At 65.1% G+C, this 15752-nt stretch carries 16 protein-coding genes; 9 read left to right on the forward strand and 7 right to left on the reverse strand.

What is annotated here, in order from left to right:
* Positions 1-302 precede the first annotated feature (302 nt).
* The 3 genes from HD883_RS01675 to HD883_RS01685 all read right to left on the reverse strand — a co-directional run bounded on the left by HD883_RS01675 (position 303) and on the right by HD883_RS01685 (position 3129).
* Positions 303-677, reverse strand: a complete 375-nt coding sequence (locus HD883_RS01675) for a hypothetical protein (protein WP_179588132.1) — start codon at positions 675-677, stop codon at positions 303-305.
* 80 nt (positions 678-757) lie between these two features.
* Entirely contained in the window at positions 758-1747 is a 990-nt protein-coding gene (locus HD883_RS01680) for a tripartite tricarboxylate transporter substrate-binding protein (RefSeq protein ID WP_179588131.1), read from the reverse strand.
* A 56-nt stretch (positions 1748-1803) separates the two neighbouring features.
* Positions 1804-3129, reverse strand: coding sequence for an arylsulfatase (locus HD883_RS01685; protein WP_179588130.1), 1326 nt, complete (start codon positions 3127-3129; stop codon positions 1804-1806).
* 237 nt (positions 3130-3366) lie between these two features.
* Between HD883_RS01685 and HD883_RS01690 the strand changes: the two genes are divergently transcribed.
* The 6 genes from HD883_RS01690 (at position 3367) to HD883_RS01715 (ending at position 9772) form a co-directional block, all read left to right on the forward strand.
* Positions 3367-4377 carry a LysR family transcriptional regulator gene (locus tag HD883_RS01690; protein ID WP_179588129.1) on the forward strand — a complete coding sequence of 337 codons (1011 nt, stop codon included), beginning with the start codon at positions 3367-3369 and terminating at the stop codon, positions 4375-4377.
* Between the two features lie 206 nt (positions 4378-4583).
* Positions 4584-4883: a hypothetical protein gene (locus HD883_RS01695; RefSeq protein ID WP_179588128.1), complete on the forward strand. Its 300-nt coding sequence runs from the start codon at positions 4584-4586 to the stop codon at positions 4881-4883.
* Positions 4884-4966: 83 nt separating this feature from the next.
* Entirely contained in the window at positions 4967-6829 is a 1863-nt protein-coding gene (locus HD883_RS01700; RefSeq protein WP_179588127.1) for a diguanylate cyclase domain-containing protein, read from the forward strand.
* A gap of 117 nt (positions 6830-6946) precedes the next feature.
* A complete protein-coding gene (locus tag HD883_RS01705; protein WP_179588126.1) occupies positions 6947-7435 on the forward strand; it encodes a DUF1178 family protein in 489 nt (162 codons plus the stop codon).
* 7 nt (positions 7436-7442) lie between these two features.
* Positions 7443-7895 carry a MaoC family dehydratase gene (locus tag HD883_RS01710; RefSeq protein ID WP_179588125.1) on the forward strand — a complete coding sequence of 151 codons (453 nt, stop codon included), beginning with the start codon at positions 7443-7445 and terminating at the stop codon, positions 7893-7895.
* A gap of 212 nt (positions 7896-8107) precedes the next feature.
* A complete protein-coding gene (locus tag HD883_RS01715; RefSeq protein ID WP_179588124.1) occupies positions 8108-9772 on the forward strand; it encodes a putative bifunctional diguanylate cyclase/phosphodiesterase in 1665 nt (554 codons plus the stop codon).
* Between the two features lie 106 nt (positions 9773-9878).
* On the opposite strand, the gene efp is transcribed toward HD883_RS01715, so the two are convergent.
* The 3 genes from efp to HD883_RS01730 all read right to left on the reverse strand — a co-directional run bounded on the left by efp (position 9879) and on the right by HD883_RS01730 (position 12812).
* Positions 9879-10436 carry an elongation factor P gene (efp, locus tag HD883_RS01720; protein ID WP_179588123.1) on the reverse strand — a complete coding sequence of 186 codons (558 nt, stop codon included), beginning with the start codon at positions 10434-10436 and terminating at the stop codon, positions 9879-9881.
* Positions 10437-10658: 222 nt separating this feature from the next.
* On the reverse strand, positions 10659-11747 hold the full coding sequence (earP, locus tag HD883_RS01725) for an elongation factor P maturation arginine rhamnosyltransferase EarP (RefSeq protein ID WP_179588122.1): 1089 nt from the start codon (positions 11745-11747) through the stop codon (positions 10659-10661).
* A gap of 132 nt (positions 11748-11879) precedes the next feature.
* Complete coding sequence (locus tag HD883_RS01730) at positions 11880-12812, reverse strand: LysR family transcriptional regulator (protein ID WP_179588121.1); 933 nt, start codon at positions 12810-12812, stop codon at positions 11880-11882.
* 114 nt (positions 12813-12926) lie between these two features.
* Between HD883_RS01730 and HD883_RS01735 the strand changes: the two genes are divergently transcribed.
* The 3 genes from HD883_RS01735 to HD883_RS01745 are packed head-to-tail and all read left to right on the forward strand — an operon-like array spanning position 12927 to position 14956.
* Positions 12927-13343, forward strand: coding sequence for a CidA/LrgA family protein (locus tag HD883_RS01735; RefSeq protein WP_257021951.1), 417 nt, complete (start codon positions 12927-12929; stop codon positions 13341-13343).
* Positions 13340-14020 (forward strand): LrgB family protein, encoded by a 681-nt coding sequence (locus HD883_RS01740; RefSeq protein ID WP_179588119.1) that lies wholly within the window; start codon positions 13340-13342, stop codon positions 14018-14020. Before HD883_RS01735 ends, HD883_RS01740 begins: the two co-directional genes overlap by 4 nt.
* Before the next feature lie 39 nt (positions 14021-14059).
* Positions 14060-14956, forward strand: coding sequence for an alpha/beta hydrolase (locus HD883_RS01745; protein WP_179588118.1), 897 nt, complete (start codon positions 14060-14062; stop codon positions 14954-14956).
* Between the two features lie 69 nt (positions 14957-15025).
* Here the strand turns inward: HD883_RS01745 and HD883_RS01750 are convergent, their stop codons facing one another.
* On the reverse strand, positions 15026-15751 hold the full coding sequence (locus HD883_RS01750; RefSeq protein WP_179588117.1) for a glutathione binding-like protein: 726 nt from the start codon (positions 15749-15751) through the stop codon (positions 15026-15028).
* Between the last annotated feature and the right edge of the window lies 1 nt (position 15752).

Consider the following 15752-nt stretch of genomic DNA (forward strand, 5'->3'; position numbering starts at 1 on the left):
CGGGCGAAAGGCCGGGAGTAGAACTCGTCAAATTCGGTGAACCCCTGGCACGGGAACGCCGAGCCAAGCAGGTCGTTTGTTTTCGAACGGCTGGGCGTGTGTAGAGACTTGACGGCGAGGGCCTAATGTCGGGCGTGACCGATGCTTATCGGACGGGTCCGGCGATGGTCAAGACAAAGTCCAGACCCCAAACGGCGATCGCGGCAGTTCAGCGGCGCCGGCAGCGCGAGCTGTAGCAGGTAAGAAAATCCGCCGCCGCAAGGCGTACCGGTTCGACTCCGGTCAGGCGCACCACTTCTTCTTCAGCGGCGGGGTTTGGCAACCCGCTGCGATGGCATTGGCGCTTCCAGATGCGTCGTCAGCCAGTCGGCCGGCTTGCCGTCTTTCTTGGCGTGCCAATCCTTGCCCAGCTCGACAATCAACGCGTCCTTCGCGTCTTCGAAATCCGTCTTGGCCGCCGCGTCGAACATGCAGGCGTAGATGTCGCAGGCAGGAAAATCACTGGCAACGAACACGCCGACGCCACGTGAATCGATCCACAACGGCGCCGCCCGGTTGTCGACTTTTTCCTGCAGGTTGCGAAGGGCGCGTTGCACGGTCGACGCGCTTTCTTTCGACGCGGACATGATCACCAGGTAGTGGCGCAGCTCGACGGGGTCTTTGAAGGGATCATTCATGATGAGCGAAAGGCATGGTGGGTCCAGAAAGCAGGGAAGGTGAGAACACCCAGCTTAGTCCATCTGCGCCCGTCGATCGTTCAGTTCAGGTCCAGCCTTGCCTTGTCTGCCAGGTTCCGCCATTTCTGCAGGTCTTTCGTCACGAAATCATGGACGGCCTGCGCACTGCCGGTCCCGGCGATCGACCCGCTGGCTTCCAGTGCCGGTTTCATGTCCGGTGAGGCGGCAATCTCGGTGATCCACTGATTCAGGCGCTCGATCCGGTCCACGGGTGTGCCGGCCGGCGCGCCGACGATGTACCACTGCGACGCGTCGTACCCCTTCAAGCCGGCTTCCTGCAAGGTCGGCACGTTGGGCAGACTGTCGATCCGGTACGTGGTGGTCACCGCGTAGGCTTTGAGCTTGCCGGACTTGATCTGCTGCACGACGGGCGTGACGCCCAGCATTGCCAGCGGAATCTGGCCACCCACCACGTCAGCCACCGCCTGCCCGCCACCCTTGTACGGGATGTGCGTCATGGCCGTGCCCGCCGCCATGTTGAAGAGTTCGCCCGCCAGGTGCTGCGACGTACCGTTGCCGGAACTGGCGTAGCTCCATGCCTTGGGGTCCTTGCGCATGTCGGCGATCAGTTCCTGCACGGTGGACGCCGCATTCGATGCCGGGCCCACCAGCACCATCGGGCCCTGGGCCAGCGACGCGACGGCGGTCAGTTCGCGGCCCAGTTCCGGCACGCGCTGCGTGAAGAGCAGGGGCCCGGGGATGGTGATGAGCGTGTAAGCGTCGGGCGCGGCGCGCGCCGCGGCCTGCAAGGCAATCAGGCCCGATGCCCCCGGACGATTTTCGACGACCACGCTCTGGCCTGTCTTTTCAGCCAGCTTGCGCGCGGCCACGCGGGTCAGCACGTCCAGCGACCCGCCCGGCGGGAAGCCGACGATCCAGGTGATCGGCCTGGCAGCAGGCCAGGGCGCGGCGTCGGCGGCGGACGCGGCCAGCGCACCGGCTGACGGCAACGCCAGCAGCAACGCGGCGCAGGCCATGGCGGCGCGGACAACAGGCTTCGAGGCGTTCATGCATGTGCTCCAGCGGTGGAAGAAGGTCGGTGCAGCGGGCGAGGACAAGGCCGTCGTCATGATCCATCCGCCTTGCCTGGCGGCGTGTTCGGATGCGCGGCGCAGCTCTGGTTGAAGCCCTGCATCATCCGCAGCACCGGGCCCATCACCCACGTGTTGAACACCAGCACGTCGGTCTCTTCCTTGGGGTCGCGGGTCAGGTTGAACAGGTAGGGCGACTCCAGCTTTCCCTTGCCTTCGTTGACTTCAGGTTCCCAGTAGAAGTGCAGCTTCCAGTCGCGCCATTTGGCCGCCCGCAGGTCGCCCTTGATGTAGAACAGAAAACCTTCGCGTGCCGACTTGGCCTGCCTGCCCAGCAAAAAATCCGACTGGTCGACGCCATCGATCGGGCGATCGGCCGGGAGGGTTGCGCCGGCCACCGCGGCCAGCGTCGTGAACAAATCCGTCACATGCACGATCTCGTTGCTGACAACATTGGCGGGGATCTTGCCGGGCCACCGCGCAATGAAAGGCACCCGCAGGGACCCTTCCATGGCCGTGTGATAGGTGCCGCGCCAGGGGCCCGCCGTGCCGCGATACGGCGCACGAAATTCCGGACCGTTGTCGCTGCAGAAAATGAAGAGCGTGTCATCCGCCATACCCAACCGGTCGACTTCGTCCACGATCTGGCCGACGCGGTAATCCATTTCGACCATGGCATCGGCAAAGTCCCCGGCACCCGTCCGTCCGGCAAAGTCCCGGTGCGGCAGGGTAGGGAAGTGCAGGTGTACCAGGGGCAGATACAGGAAGAAGGGCGTGGCTGCCGCATGATGGGTCTGCATGAAGCCGATGGCGCGATCCACCAGGGTTTCGTCAATGCCGCGGCGGCTTTCCAGGTCGTACACCTGCACCTGCGTCGACGCTTCGCCTGCGCGCCCCTGCATGATGTACGGGGTGTCGACCACACTGGGGTCGAACCCGAGGGTGGACGTGAACTGGCTTTCGTCGGTCGTGCGGGGGATGCCGTACCACTCGTCGAACCCCCGGTCGGACGGCAGGCGGCCTTCCACGTCGCCCAGATGCCATTTTCCGAAATGCCCGGTGGCGTAGCCTGCCTGCGACAGCACCTGCGCCAGCGTGACTTCCCACCGGGTCAGCCCCTGGGGAAGCCCGGGCGGCACGGATTGCAGGCAGCCGGTGCGGATGGGATGGCGGCCCGTCATCAGCGCGGACCGCGTCGGCACACAGTCACTTTCCACGTTGAAATTCTGCAGCAGCATGCCTTGCCGGGCCAGGGCATCGATGCGCGGCGTGGGCGCGCCCCGCAAGGCGCCGCCGCCATAGCAGCCCAGTTCGCCCCACCCCAGGTTGTCGGCAAGGATCAAAACGATATTGGGTGGCATGGGCAGCTCCGGAAACAGGGGTGTCCAGACAAAGTAAACGATGCGGCAGGCTCCGTTCATTCCACATTACACCGATATGGATTCCCGCCCGGAATGACGTTATGGTCAGGACTGTCGCGTGCAGGGGGGCTCCGGCGCTCTGTCAGGCCAGCGATCCTGGCCGGCACGGATGCCCTGGCGTGCTTCCAGCGAACCCGTCGCGGGCCCTTCTCTGCATTTCACTTAAAGAGCTGTCTCATGGCCTTCGCCTATGCCGACCTGCTGTGCTTCCGGGCCGTGGTCGACCACGGTCACATCGGCCGCGCCGCCACCGCCCTGCAAGTGGGCCAGCCCGCCGTGTCCAAGACGATCCAGCGGCTGGAAAAAGCCGTTGGCATGCCGCTGTTTGAACGCGGCGCACATGGCGTGGTGCCGACCGCCAGCGGCCATCTGTTCCTGGATCACGTCCGCCCATTGATCGCGCAGCACGACGCCGCGCTGCGGGCGGCACGGGACATCCGTGCGCAACACAGCGGGCTGCTGCGGCTGGGGCTGACCCAGGCGACGTCCGAAGGAACGGCGCCGCGCGCGGTGGCAGACCTGCTGCGCCATCGGCCCGGACTGCGCATCCAGCTCGAGATCGCCAAGTCCGACGATCTTGAGCGCGCCTTGCAGCAGGGGCTGCTCGATCTGGCGGTCGTGCCGGCCTATCCCGGGCAGGCGAGGGCGCGGTCACCCCATGCCGCGCCGCGCGCCCTCGCTCACACCGGCGAACCTACCGAAGAATCCACCGACGAATCCACCGATGAACCCACCGTCGTCGGCGGCGACCGGCTGGTGGTCGCCGCCAGCCCCACCCATCCGCTATTCGCCGTCCGGCGCCGGCGCAATACAGACCTGGCGCTGAACGACCTGCTTCCCTACGGCTGGACGCTGCCCAGCCGCGCCAGCGCCGCGCGCACGCAGGTCGACCAGCACTATGCCGCGCAAGGGCTGGCCGCGCCCACTGTCGTCCTGGAGATCGAACACAACACCGAAGCCGCGCTGGCCATCGTGGCCCAGACCGACTTGTTGTGCTTCGTGCCCGACCTGTTTCTGCGCCGCATGGCAGACCGCCTGAAACCGTTGCCCTTCACGGCGCTTGATACGCCGCGCGACTGGATCCTGATCAGCCGGCCGCGGGCGGCATGGACGCCGCTGATGATGGCGCTGCGGGACCGTTTGCGCGACAACGCCGACCTCATCGCGGCTGGCAACCCCGGGTCCTGACAGGGTTGTGACCAGTCGTAGTCGGCTCATCGTTGTCAGCCAACAACGTTCAGCCTTTCGAACTCATCCTTTAATGGCGTCGATACAAGGACTTTCCCCTTGAAACGCTCTGGTGAACGTTGGGGGAAGCCTAATCCATCGGGATGAGATAAAATTATCTCGTTACCAAATCCCCCAACTAGACCGTTTCAGCGAAAGGTGTATCGGTGAACTGCAAGCCTGGCGATCTGGCCGTCATCGTCTCCAGCCATCCTGGCTCGGAATGCAATATCGGCACATTTGTCACCGTCGTGGAGCCCCTGGGCGCCGAGAACGGACGGTGGGCGTTCGAGCGCGCCAGCCGGCCGCTCAAGATGGTGGACCGCAGCGGGCGCCTCGCGCCCAGCTGGGTGACGTCGTCATTTGACGATCCTCCGCATATCTGTGGCCTGCTGGACCGCTTCCTGCGCCCCATCCGCGGCGTATCGGAAACCATCGAAACGCCCGCGTCACTCGAAACCGTCTGATCCCACCCGCCTCACCCCAAGGGTCTGGCACCCCCACAAGGATGTTGCCCCCCTTGCACTCCAAGCAGCAGCACCGTCAGTCCATGCGCTGGTTAGCACTGTGGGGCACCTTGTTAGCCGTGTGTTTCGCGGCGATTTCCGCGTCGGCGCTCTATGGCACGCGACAGGATGCCGGCCAGGCCGCGCGCGACGCGTCGGCCAATCTGGCCCTGATGGTTGCGACCAACATCGAGCGCGATGTGGAACGCATCGACATTTCGCTGCAGGCCGTGATCGACAATCTGCGCCGGCCCGACATCCAGGGACTGAGTGACGAGCTGCGCCACCTGGTGCTGTTCGACCGCATCGATCACACCCGCGGCCTGGGGGCGGTGCTGGTCGTGGATGCGAAGGGCGACGTCATCTACAACTCGTCAACGCCGCGCGGCCCCAAACTCAACCTGGCGCAGCGCGACTACTTCCAGGCACTGCGCAATGCGCAATCGCACGCGCTATACATCGCGCCGCCCATCCACTCCGAATTGACGCGCCTGTGGGTGATTCCGGTCGCGCGCCGCATCACGCTGGACGACGGCAGCTTTGGCGGCCTGGTGGTCGGGTCGATGCGGGTTGCGCACATGGAACGGATGTTCGATCAGCTGGAACTGGGCAGCGCCGGGTCACTCAAGCTGATGCGATCGGACGGCACGATCATGGCCCGCTTTCCGGAAGCGAGCAGCGAGCTTGGCGTGCGCCTGCAGAATGTGGCTTTGTTCAACCAGTATCCCACTCGATCCACCGGCCATTTCGACGGGCCCGGGCGGCTGACGGGCGTGGCGCGCCTGTATGCCTACCATTCGGTGGGTACCTTGCCATTGGTCGTGGTGGTCGGGCTGGCGCAGTCGGACATCTATGCAGCCTGGCACGTCAAGGCGCTGATCATCGGCCTGATCATGGCGGCGTCCCTGATCGCCACCGTGGTGCTGGTCTGGCTGCTGCGCAGCGAATTGCAGCGGCGCGTGGCGGCCGAGCGCGCCGCCAGCCGCAATGAACGGCGATACCGCCTGCTGGCTGAAAATTCGGTGGACACCATCGTGATGAGCGGTGCGGATGGGCGGGTGAGCTATATCTCGCCGGCCATCGTGGACGTACTGGGATGGACGCCCGCCGACATCGAAGGCAAGCGCATCAGCGACTTCGTCCACAAGGACCACCTGATGGTGCTGGACGATCAGGATACCGACGACAGCGCACCCGCCACGCTGACCTTTCCGGCGCGGCATCGTGATGGCGAATGGATCTGGCTGGAAGCGCGCGTACGCCGGCTGTCCGGCGACATCGACGGCGCCAGCTACATCTCGAATGTGCGGGATGTGTCGGGCCGCAAGAAGGCCGAGCAGGCGCTGGAAGCAGCGAACGCCCAGCTGCAGGCCATGGCCGCGACCGATGCCTTGACCAACCTGGCCAACCGCCGGCGCTTTGACGAAACGCTGGATCGCGAGTGGCGGCGGTCGATCCGCGATGGCACCGAGCTGGCCTTGCTGCTGATCGACGCGGACCACTTCAAGGCGCTGAACGACTATTACGGGCACCAGCAGGGCGACGTCTATCTGAAGTCGATCGCGGGCATCATCCAGGAATGCATCCGGCGGCCGGGCGACATGGCGGCGCGATACGGCGGCGAGGAATTTGCCGTGCTGCTGCCGCGGACATCGACCGACGGCGCCCTGATCATTGCCGAAAAGATCCGCTGCGCCGTCCATGACGCGCGCATCCCCCATGTCAAGGGCACCGAAGGCGTCATGACGGTCAGCATCGGCGTGTACAGCCTGGCGCCGGCCGACGGGCAGTCCGCCGCCGATCTGGTCAAGCGCGCGGACGCGGCCCTGTATGCCGCCAAGCATGCCGGCCGCAATCGCAGCTGTCACTTCCAGGGGCAGGCACTTCCCGAGACAGCCACGCCCTGACTGGAAGGGAATCGGGAACGGCGCCGCGGCCCGCGCGCCTTGCGTGCGCCGCAGGACCCTGCGACGGCCTTGCGTTACCATGGCGCTTTCGCCGCAACACTTCCCGCAACCGTCCTCATGTCTCTCAAGGTTTTCGATTTGCAGTGCGCGCAAGGCCACGTGTTCGAGGGCTGGTTTGGCTCGCATGCAGATTACGACGCGCAGCATTCGCGGGGCCTGATCACCTGCCCGCTGTGCGGCAATGGCGTCATCGAAAAGAAGCTGTCGGCGCCGCGCCTGAATGTGTCGGGCCTGCGGGAAGGCAAGCCGCCGATGCCGTCGCCTTCGCAGGCGCATCCTGAGGCCACCTCATCGGCGCCCGCAGCCGGGGCGGCCCCGTCTGCCGCCGTGCAGGCGCAGATGCTGCAGCACCTGCGGCAGGTGATCCGCAATACCGAAAACGTCGGCACCCAGTTTGCCGATGAAGCCCGCCGCATCCATCATGGTGATGCGCCGGAACGTCCGATCCGCGGCGTCGCGACCGCCGACGAACGCCAGTCCCTGACCGACGAGGGGATTGCCGTGGCGCCCATCCCGGCGATGTTCGACGACGACCGCCTCCAATAAGCGACCTATGCCCCGTTTCTACTTTGAAGACTTTTCCGTCGGCCAGATCCTGCCGCTCGGCCAGGTGACCCTGGACAGCGCCGCCATCATCGAATTCGCCACCCGCTACGACCCGCAATCCTTTCATGTCGACGAACAGGCCGCGGCGTCGTCTCCGTTCGGCGGGCTGATCGCCAGCGGCTGGCACACCTGCGCGGCCATCATGCGGCTGATGTGCGATGCCTATCTGCTCGAAAGCGCCAGCATCGGTTCGCCCGGCGTGGAAGACATCCGCTGGAAGAAGCCCGTGCGCGCGGGCGATACCTTGACGGTGCAGGTCGAGATCCTGGAAACGCGGCCGTCGCGCAGCAAGCCGGGGCAGGGGTCGATCCTGACCAAGGTGACGGCGGTGAACCAGCACGGGGAAATGGCCATGACGATGGAGTCGTGGTGCATGCTGGCCGCTCGGGCCGCTGCCTGATTCTCACAAATACTCTCGGTTTGCTCTACAGTGCCCTCAAGTCTCGGCCATCGCTGCCGTTAGGGTACTGGACCCGACGACGCCGCCTGGCGTCGCACGGGCGCGGCCCCTGACTCGCCGCCAATCGTTTCTGCCCTGAAGCTGATATCTTGACTCGTTCCAGCCCTTCGTCCCCTCAAGGACGTTCCGACGCCCACGAACGCCCAGATACGATGCTGGAAAACATCGCGGTCACCTTCCTTGACGCCATTGGCGAAGGCCTGCTTGCGGTGAACGATGCCGGGCGCATCTGTGCAGTGAACCCGGTGGCCTGCGCCTTGTTTGGGCGCGACAAGGACACCCTGGTGGCGCTGTGCCTGAACGACGTCCTGCCCGGCGCCCTGCGGCCCGTGGCAGGCGACGCGCGGCACAGTGGCGAGGCGCTGGAGCCCGCCGTCAGTGGGCGCACGCACCCGCTGCGCGCCAAACGGACCAACGGCATCGAATTCTCAGTGCTGGCCAATATCAACCGGGTCGATGCCAGCGACTTTCGCGGCTTCGTGGTGGTCGTGACCAATATGTCGCAACTGGCCAATGCCATGCAGCTGCTGCAGGAGCAAGCCGCCCGCGACGAACTGACCGGGCTGTCCACCGACCGCTTCTTCTTTTCCTACCTGGATGGCCTGATCTCGCGGGGCGAAGATGCCGAGCTGGCGTTGGTCGTCATCAACCTGGCCGACTTCGCCACCATCAACGAAGCGCTGGGACATGCGTTTGGCGACCTGGTGCTGCATGAGATCGCCGGTCGCCTGCGGGCAGCGGCGGGCGAGTCCACCCGGATCGCCCGGATCGGCGGCGCCCGTTTTGCGGTCGCGCTGACTGGCGTGCGATCGGCGCGCCACGCCATGAGCCAGGCCGAAGAACTGCTGTGGGCGATCACGGGCAAGGAAGTGGTGCTGGGCGATCGCCGCATTCTGCCGCGCGCGATGGCAGGGGTCGCGTGGGCCGCCGGTGAAATCCGCGAGGCCGAAGGGCTGATGCACGCCGCCGACCTGGCCCTGCGCCAGGCCCGTCGCGCGTCCGGGGGCGAAAGCTGGGTGGGGGTCTACAACCCCGACATGGCGCGACGCGCGCAAGATTTGCTGGTGATCGAAACGGCCCTGATGGGTGCGCTGGAACGCAACGAATTTTCGCTGGTGTACCAGCCCAAGGTGCTGCTGCCGTCGCGCCGGCCGTCGGGGGTCGAAGCCTTGCTGCGCTGGAATCCGCCGGGCCGCCCGCCCGTGCCGCCTGACCTGTTCATTCCGATGGCCGAGCAGAACGGCCTGATCGTGCCGATCGGCGCGTGGGTGATTGCCGAGACCACACGATTCGCGGCCGAACACATGCCCCCGTCCATGCGCATGAGCGTGAACGTGTCCACCGTGCAGTTCCGCGATCCGGGGCTGCTGGACGCCATCGATGCCGCCCTGCATGCGTCCAAGCTCAAGCCGTCACGGCTGGAACTGGAGATTACCGAGACGGCCGCCATGAGCGAACTGACCCTGGCGATCGAGGCGATCCGCAACATGCGCAACATTGGCGTGCGCACGGCCATCGACGACTTTGGCACCGGCTATTCGTCGCTCAGCTACCTGACGCGGCTGGAAGTCGACAAGATCAAGATCGACCAGAGCCTGCTGCCCAAAGATGGCGACGAACGGATGTGGCAGGTGCTCAATGCCATCATCGAGCTGTGCCACGCGGCCGATCGTGAAGTGCTGGCCGAAGGCATCGAATCCGAATGGCAGGCCGAGCGCCTGGCAGAGGGCGGCTGTGACAAGGGGCAGGGCTATCTGTTTTCGCGGCCGATCCCGCCCGATGCGTTGCGGGCGTATCTGCAGCGCGAAGTGGGCTGAAGCCCACGACGGTCAACACACGCCCCGTTCCACGCAGACGAAAAAAAGGCCAGTGCGAACCCATCGCACTGGCCTTTTTTGCTGGCGGGATGACTCCCGCCGTCGATCACTTCACGCGGCTGCGGTATTCGGCAGTGCGGGTGTCGATTTCGATCTTGTCGCCGATGGCGCAGAAGAGCGGCACGGGCAGTTCGAAGCCGGTAGCGAGCTTGGCAGGCTTCATGACCTTGCCCGACGTGTCGCCACGGACAGCCGGTTCGGTATAGATGATTTCGCGAACGAGCATGTTCGGCAGGTCGACGGTGATAGCGCGGCCTTCGTAGAACACCACTTCGGCAGGCATGCCTTCTTCGAGGTAGTTCAGGGCGTCGCCCATGCTGTCGGCTTCGATTTCGTACTGGTTGTATTCGGAGTCCATGAAGACGTACATGGGGTCACCGAAATACGAGTACGTGCATTCCTTGCGCTCGAGCACGAGGACGTCGAATTTTTCGTCGGCCTTGAAGACGGTCTCGGACGCCGAAGCGGACAAGAGGTTCTTCAGCTTGAACTTGACGACCGAGCCGTTGCGGCCCGAGCGGCTGTATTCGGCCTTTTGCACGACCAGGGGTTCCTGGCCGACCATGATCACGTTGCCGACGCGCAGTTCCTGAGCGGTTTTCATACTTGAATCAACCTTAGCGAGAGACTGGTTCTGACGATCTGCCCCGGGGCTCTGCGGTAAACATCGCGGTGCCGGAGGACCGGGCAGAGTGACTGCGGGGGGAGCCGTCGACCAAGTCGAATTTGGTATCAAGCCAGCGTCGCAAGGTAGTCAGTCAAGGAGCGGCTTGGAAATCACGAAAAGCCAACAAGTATAGCCCGGAGTGACGACTCCCCGCCAGCTTCACGGCCGCCGGGACAGGCACAGGCGTCGCAGCCGCGCCACCAGGTCCGGCTGGACGGCCAGGGCGTCGCTCCAGCCGCGCGCGCGCTGCACCCAGGCCGCCCACGGTTCCGGCTGCAGGGCGTAGCGCAGTTGTTCGGCAAACCCTTCCAGGGTGGTTTCGCCATTCCAGCCCAGGTGGATGTCGTGGGCGTGCGAGGGCAGGGCGCAGCGGTCCAGCCAGGCCGACAGCTTGTCGACATGCGCGGCGTCGTCCTGCGGGTAGATGTGCCAGACCATGGGCCGGCCGGCCCAGTGCGCGCGGATGAAGGAATCTTCTCCGCGCACGAAGTTCAGGTCGGCGCACCACAGCAGGCGGTCGTAGTCGGCGGGCGCAACGAAGGGCATGCGCGCAATGCGCAAGGCCCCACGCTGCCCGGCGCCCAGGTACGGGGCGACGCCGTCGGGAATGACGAGCAGGGTGGGCGTGTCGGCGTTCGCCAGTTCTTGCGCCAGGACCGAGGCAGGAGCGTCGGGATAGCAGAACAGGGTAACCAGCCGTTCGCCGGGCTGGCGCGGCGGCACACCGATACGCGCCAGGAAATCCGCCTGCGCCTGCGAGTCGGCCTGCAGGGCGTTGCGGGCGTCCAGCAGGCCGGGCTCGCGCAGCAGTCCACCGCTGGTCTCGGTAAATCCCGGAAAAAAGAAGGTCTTGACGATGCCGTTGGGCTGCGGCGACGGCAGACCATGGCAGGTGTCGATCCACGATTCCGCCGACAGGTATTCCAGGTTGATCCAGATCGGCCGCTGCACCAGGTCCTGCATCCGGTGGACAAAGCCTGGCGGGGGATCGCAGGCAAAGGCTTCGATCACGATCTCGTGAGGCACCACGTCGGGGGCGGGCAGGGTCCAGTGCAGGATGTCGACGCCATCGACCGACTGCACCGGCAGCCGGGCCGACACGCGCCGTTCCAGCCGGGCGAACGAGGCCAGGTCGTCCACCCAAAGCCGCACCGGCCAGCCTTCGGCGGTCAGTTGCCGGGCCAGCCGCCAGCAGACGCCGATATCGCCAAAATTGTCGACCACCCGACAGAACACATCCACGCGCAATTGGTTTCTCCGCAGCTTTTCAGGCGATAAGGGCGACCGATAAAGAGGGCCCGACCGTACGATGACCCCCGACGCACCATCGGCCGCCAGGATAGCGCGCCGCGGAACGCCGATGACGGGGCGGGGCGCGGGCTAGGGGGCCTGCAGGGGCGATCCCCGCGGCCCGGCCGGCGCCATGTTCAGGCCCGGCCCGTCCAGCGCTTCACGCGCCAGTTCCAGCCACGCCCGCGCGGCGAACGACAGGTATTTGTTCTTGCGCCACGCCAGCACCATATTCCACCAGATCTGCGGCGAGTCGATCGGCAGCACCACGAAGCGGGACCGGTTCAGCTGCATCCCGAACAGCTCGGGCAGCAGGGCGATACCGACACCCGCCTCCACCATCGAGGCGACAAAGTCCCACTGACTGCTGCGCCCGGCGATCCTGGGCGTGAAGCCGGCCCGTACGCAGGCCGCGTGCACCACTTCGTTCAGCACGAAGCCTTCGCCATAGAAAATGAACGGTTCCTGCGCCAGATCGGCCAGCCGCACGGACGTGCGGCCCGCCCAGGGCGAGTCGGCGGGTGCGATCAGCTGCAGCGGATAGCGGCAGATCGGCAGGGTGTCGAATTCGTCGTCCACGGGTAGCAGCATGGCGCCGACTTCCAGCGTGCCCGCACGCAGTTCGTCTTCTACCGTGCGCGACCCTTTTTCGAACAGCTTGAGTTCGATCCCGGGATATTTGCGATGAAAACTGGCGATCAGCGGGGCCAGCAGTCCGTTGGACAGGGGCGGAATGCCCATGACCAGTTCGCCATGGGTCAATTGGTCCAGGTCGGCCACTTCGGCCAGCATCTGCGCATGCATGGCCAGCATTTCCTGGCCGCGCTGGTAGATCACGCGGCCGGCGTCAGTCAGAGAAATCCGCCGGCCTTCCTTGACCAGAAGGGGCGCGCCCAGCTCGGCTTCCATCTGCTTGATCATTTTGCTGACGTTGGGCTGGGTCACGAACAGGGCCTCGGCGGCTGCCGTGTAGCTCTGCAGGTTGACCACTTCCAGGAAATACCGCAGTTCACGCAGGTCCATTCATGCCGCCATGGAATGTTTTCCATTCATATTATTCATTTTGTTAATGCAAAACCAGTGTCTAGAATGACGATATTGAGGGAAAACCCTAGACCGCATTCATCGAGCAGCAGCATGACCCCTACGTTTTTCACCCGGCTAGTCCACATGGTTTTTCAGGTGGCATTGCTCATCGGCATCTGGTGGGCGTGCGACGTCGTCGTGCACCTGCTGCATCTGCCGTTGTCGGGTGGCGTGCTCGGGCTGGGCGTGGTGCTGGCGCTGCTGTTTTCAGGCGTGCTGCGCGTGGACCGCGTCAAGCTGGGCGCGCAGTTGCTGCTGACCGAAATGATCCTGTTCTTCATCCCCGCCGTGGTCGCCATCGTGCGCTACCAGGACCTGCTGCTGCAAAGCGGCGTCAAACTGATGGCGCTGATCGTGATCGGGAATGCCTGTGTGATGTTCCTGACGGCATTTGCGGTCGAGGCCATCGTGCGCCGGGGCGGGCCAGGGCGCGGCCTGCCCGCCGCGCCGCAGGAGCAGCCGGCATGATGCTCGCAGCCTTCTGCGTGCTGCTGACGGTTGCCCTGTACTTCGCGAACAAGCAGCTGTACCGCCGCTATCCGCGTCTGCTGTTCAGCCCGGTGATCCTGACCCCGGCCCTGATCGTGATGGCGCTGGTGGTGATCGGCATTCCGTTCGATACCTACCTGAGCGATACGCACTGGCTGCTGTGGTTCCTGGGCCCGGCTACCGTGGCGTTTGCGGTGCCGATCTACCAGCATCGCACCCTGATCCGCGATCACTGGATGGCGCTGGCGGCCGGCACGGTCATCGGCGTGACGGTGGCGGTGTCCACGTCGTGGGGGCTCGGGCAGGTGTTCGAACTGCCGCCAGATGTGGCGCACAGCCTGCTGCTGCGGTCGGTGTCCACCCCGTTCGCGCTGGAAATGGCCACGCAGATGGGCGGCCGCGCCGACATGACGGCCATGTTCGTGGTGTTTACCGGCCTGGCCGGCATCATTACCGGTGAACTGATCCTGGCGCTGCTGCCAAGAAAGTCTTCCCTTTCGCGCGGGGCCAGCTACGGCGCCACGGCGCATGCGCTGGGCACGGTCAAGGCGCGGGAACATTCCGAGCAGACCGGCGTGATGGCGAGCCTGCTCATGATCTTCAGCGGATTGCTGATGGTCGCCCTGTTGCCCGTGTTGTCGCGTTTGTTCGTCTAGGCCTGGAACCCCGGGCCGCGTTCACAGGTCTGACGGTCCATGACTCGATCCTTTCCTCTCTGGCGCAGCCTGGCCGCGCTTGGCAGCCTTCTTGCGGCCGTCACCGGTTGCTCCAGTTGGGACACGTGGCAACGCGAAAAGATATTCGCGCCAGCCCGCACCGACGGCAGCTGGTATCGCGAGCCCCTGGCGGGCACCGACCAGTTCGACCTGGCTCTTGCCAGCGGCGACAAAGTCCACGCCTGGTATTGGCAGAACCCCGACCCCAAGGCCCCCGCCGTGCTGTATCTGCATGGATCGCGGTGGAACCTGAATGGCAGCGCGTTCCGGATCGAACGCTGGGCCGACATGGGCTTTTCAGTGTTGGCGATCGACTATCGGGGGTTCGGCAAGTCCACCGAAATCCTGCCGTCCGAAACGTCGGCCTACGAAGACGCGACTGCCGCCCTGCTCGAACTGGCGCGCCGCCAGCCGGACCCGTCCAAACGGTTTGTGTATGGCCACAGCCTGGGGGGCGCCGTGGCGGTCGAACTGGCCTCGCAGGCCACGCCCGCCGCGCCGTTTGCCGGCCTGATCGTCGAATCCAGCTTTACCAGCATCGGTGAAATGGTCCAGACGACCAAGTACGGCTGGATCCCCGGGCTGCCCATTCTGGTGACGCAGGACTTCAATTCGAAAAAGAAGATGTCGCGGGTGACGGCGCCGGTGCTGATCATCCATGGCACCAGCGACTCGGTCATTCCGCACACCATGAGCGACCAGTTGCTGGCGGCCGCCACGTCGGCGCCGCCCGATCTGCGCCGTCTGCTCAAGGTGGAAGGGGCGTCGCACTCGAACGCCAGCCGCAGCGGGCCGGCGTATGTGCAAGCGGTGCAGTCCTTCGTGCGCGACGCGTCGAAGGCGTATGCGGCGCCCGCGGCGATCGCCGGGAAGTAGGCTCAGGCTACTGCCTGACCGGCAGTGATCCGAAACCTGCTCGTCGCGGGATCCTGCCGCCGCCGCGCGTTACCGCTTTTCGTACTGCTTGCTGCCGAACATGTTCTCGAATGACGTCGCATCCTGCGGCTTGCGCTGGTCGGCCAGCACCGCCACGCCGCGTTGGGCGGCCGGGCGGCTCTGGATCTCGTCGTACCAGCGCTTGACGTTCGGGAAGTCGGCCAGGTCCACGCCCTGGTTGGCGTGGGACCGGGTCCAGGGCCAGCAGGCCATGTCGGCAATCGTGTAGTTGCGCCCGGCCAGGAAGGCGTGCTGCGACAACTGCTTGTCCATCACGCCGTACAGGCGGCGCGACTCGTTGGTATAGCGGTTGATCGCATAGTCGATCTTTTCAGGGGAATACATGCGAAAGTGGTGCGCCTGGCCCAGCATCGGACCCAAGCCGCCCATCTGGAACATCAGCCACTGCAGCGTGTTGTAGCGTTCGCGGTCGGTCTTGCCCAGGAACTTGCCGGTCTTGCCTGCCAGATACAGCAGGATAGCGCCGGATTCGAACAGCGAAATCGGCTTGCCGTCCGGACCTTCCGGATCGATGATCGCCGGGATCTTGTTGTTCGGGCTGATCGCCAGGAATTCTTCCTTGAACTGATCCCCCGCGCCGATGTTGACCGCCGTGACCGTGTACGGCAGCTTGCACTCTTCGAGCATGATGTGCACTTTGTGGCCGTTGGGCGTTGGCCAGGTATGGACCTCGATCGGTTGCTGCTGGGCCGGCTGGGCGCGGGGTGTCGTCATT

The sequence above is a fragment of the Pigmentiphaga litoralis genome (assembly GCF_013408655.1).
Lineage (GTDB): Bacteria > Pseudomonadota > Gammaproteobacteria > Burkholderiales > Burkholderiaceae_B > Pigmentiphaga > Pigmentiphaga litoralis_A.

Bases quoted from the DNA above. Each gene is read 5' to 3' on its own strand.
- HD883_RS01675 (WP_179588132.1), bottom strand. From the start codon at position 677: ATGAATGATCCCTTCAAAGACCCCGTCGAGCTGCGCCACTACCTGGTG.
- HD883_RS01680 (WP_179588131.1), bottom strand. From the start codon at position 1,747: ATGAACGCCTCGAAGCCTGTTGTCCGCGCCGCCATGGCCTGCGCCGCG.
- HD883_RS01685 (WP_179588130.1), bottom strand. From the start codon at position 3,129: ATGCCACCCAATATCGTTTTGATCCTTGCCGACAACCTGGGGTGGGGC.
- HD883_RS01690 (WP_179588129.1), top strand. From the start codon at position 3,367: ATGGCCTTCGCCTATGCCGACCTGCTGTGCTTCCGGGCCGTGGTCGAC.
- HD883_RS01700 (WP_179588127.1), top strand. From the start codon at position 4,967: ATGCGCTGGTTAGCACTGTGGGGCACCTTGTTAGCCGTGTGTTTCGCG.
- HD883_RS01705 (WP_179588126.1), top strand. From the start codon at position 6,947: ATGTCTCTCAAGGTTTTCGATTTGCAGTGCGCGCAAGGCCACGTGTTC.
- HD883_RS01710 (WP_179588125.1), top strand. From the start codon at position 7,443: ATGCCCCGTTTCTACTTTGAAGACTTTTCCGTCGGCCAGATCCTGCCG.
- HD883_RS01715 (WP_179588124.1), top strand. From the start codon at position 8,108: ATGCTGGAAAACATCGCGGTCACCTTCCTTGACGCCATTGGCGAAGGC.
- efp (WP_179588123.1), bottom strand. From the start codon at position 10,436: ATGAAAACCGCTCAGGAACTGCGCGTCGGCAACGTGATCATGGTCGGC.
- HD883_RS01730 (WP_179588121.1), bottom strand. From the start codon at position 12,812: ATGGACCTGCGTGAACTGCGGTATTTCCTGGAAGTGGTCAACCTGCAG.
- HD883_RS01735 (WP_257021951.1), top strand. From the start codon at position 12,927: ATGACCCCTACGTTTTTCACCCGGCTAGTCCACATGGTTTTTCAGGTG.
- HD883_RS01740 (WP_179588119.1), top strand. From the start codon at position 13,340: ATGATGCTCGCAGCCTTCTGCGTGCTGCTGACGGTTGCCCTGTACTTC.
- HD883_RS01745 (WP_179588118.1), top strand. From the start codon at position 14,060: ATGACTCGATCCTTTCCTCTCTGGCGCAGCCTGGCCGCGCTTGGCAGC.
- HD883_RS01750 (WP_179588117.1), bottom strand. From the start codon at position 15,751: ATGACGACACCCCGCGCCCAGCCGGCCCAGCAGCAACCGATCGAGGTC.